A 1,149-nucleotide genomic window follows, 5' to 3' on the forward strand; every position below is an offset into this window, starting at 1 on the left:
CAGGATGGCAGGCACATTTTGCTGATGGAAAATCCGGCTGTCCTGATTGAGCGTCAGACGCCAGAGCGCGGGACGAACCGTCACGGTATACAGCGTTTTATTGCCATCGGTACCTGCCCAGTCGGCATGGGAGATAATGCCGGTAATTTTGCGTTGCAGCATTTCCCCGTTAAACACCTGCAACACCGCTTCCTGCATCAGCAGCGTGGTTAAATCGATTTCCGGTTTTGGACGAAAGGGGTTGTCAGGCAGGGACTGAACCAGTGTCAGGTTGAGGGTAAACAGTTCAGATAACCCTTCCTGAAGGGAAAACTCACCCACAGCAAAGGTGGATTCAGGCAGGCCGGCTATCTGAAAAGTAAAGCGTAATCCACTTTTTGAGGTTTGCAGCATACTCATGGTTTTTTGCTCCTTATTATTTCTTCCAAATTACATCTCCATGCGTGCCCCATAGACTTCTTTGAATTCCCACAAAACTTTGCGATCCGAGGTAGACACATCCAGTTTGACAAAAGTGGACTGGCTGACAAAACAGGCCATAGCCTCATGAATTAACCGGCAGAAACGGTACATCTCTCCCGGATTAGCGTAACAATCGGGGTTCAGGGTCAGTGACAACAAATGCCCCCGAATGGGGTTGCCTCGCTTCATTCGGTCAATCAGGCTCTCTTCCACCTGTATAATGCCGTCGATATGCCGCTGGATATGGCGGCTCAGGGGGCGATTAAATTCGGCATAATAGTCAAACAGGCGGAGAAAATGCTGAATTCCCTCTGTGGTAAACAACAAAACGGGCGGGCTGGCGAGGCAGGACAGCAGCGGCCAGCCGGAATTATCCTGCAACATCGGTGGGTGATCGGTGGTTACTGGCGTAATATTGTGCACGCTGAGATGTGAAGGAGAACCTTCCTGCATTACCGTGATCGTGCCCTGCGCCAGTGCCATCGCGGGTTCATGGTAGCCCGTAAAATCGCAGGCAACCGCGAGTTCAGGCAGGTGATTAGCCGGTTTGCCCGTCAGGTCAAAAAAATGCAACCAGTGTTGAATGCGATCCAGCAAATCACGCTCGGTGCGAAGCTGGTAGTAGAAATAATCCGGCTCCTCCCCGGCCAGCAGCTCCGCTGCGGGCGTAAACTGCTCTATCGGCAG

2 protein-coding genes are annotated in these 1,149 nt (G+C 52.0%); both read right to left on the reverse strand.

The window, feature by feature from the left end; translation table 11 throughout:
• Positions 1–399 (reverse strand): contractile injection system protein, VgrG/Pvc8 family (locus tag FE394_RS18430; protein WP_319927793.1); only part of this gene is annotated, 399 nt, incomplete at its 3' end.
• Between the two features lie 30 nt (positions 400–429).
• On the reverse strand, positions 430–1,149 hold a 720-nt coding region (locus FE394_RS18435), incomplete at its 5' end, for a type VI secretion system baseplate subunit TssF (protein WP_319927794.1).

This window comes from Xenorhabdus littoralis, from assembly GCF_033949345.1.
Taxonomy (GTDB): domain Bacteria; phylum Pseudomonadota; class Gammaproteobacteria; order Enterobacterales; family Enterobacteriaceae; genus Xenorhabdus; species Xenorhabdus littoralis.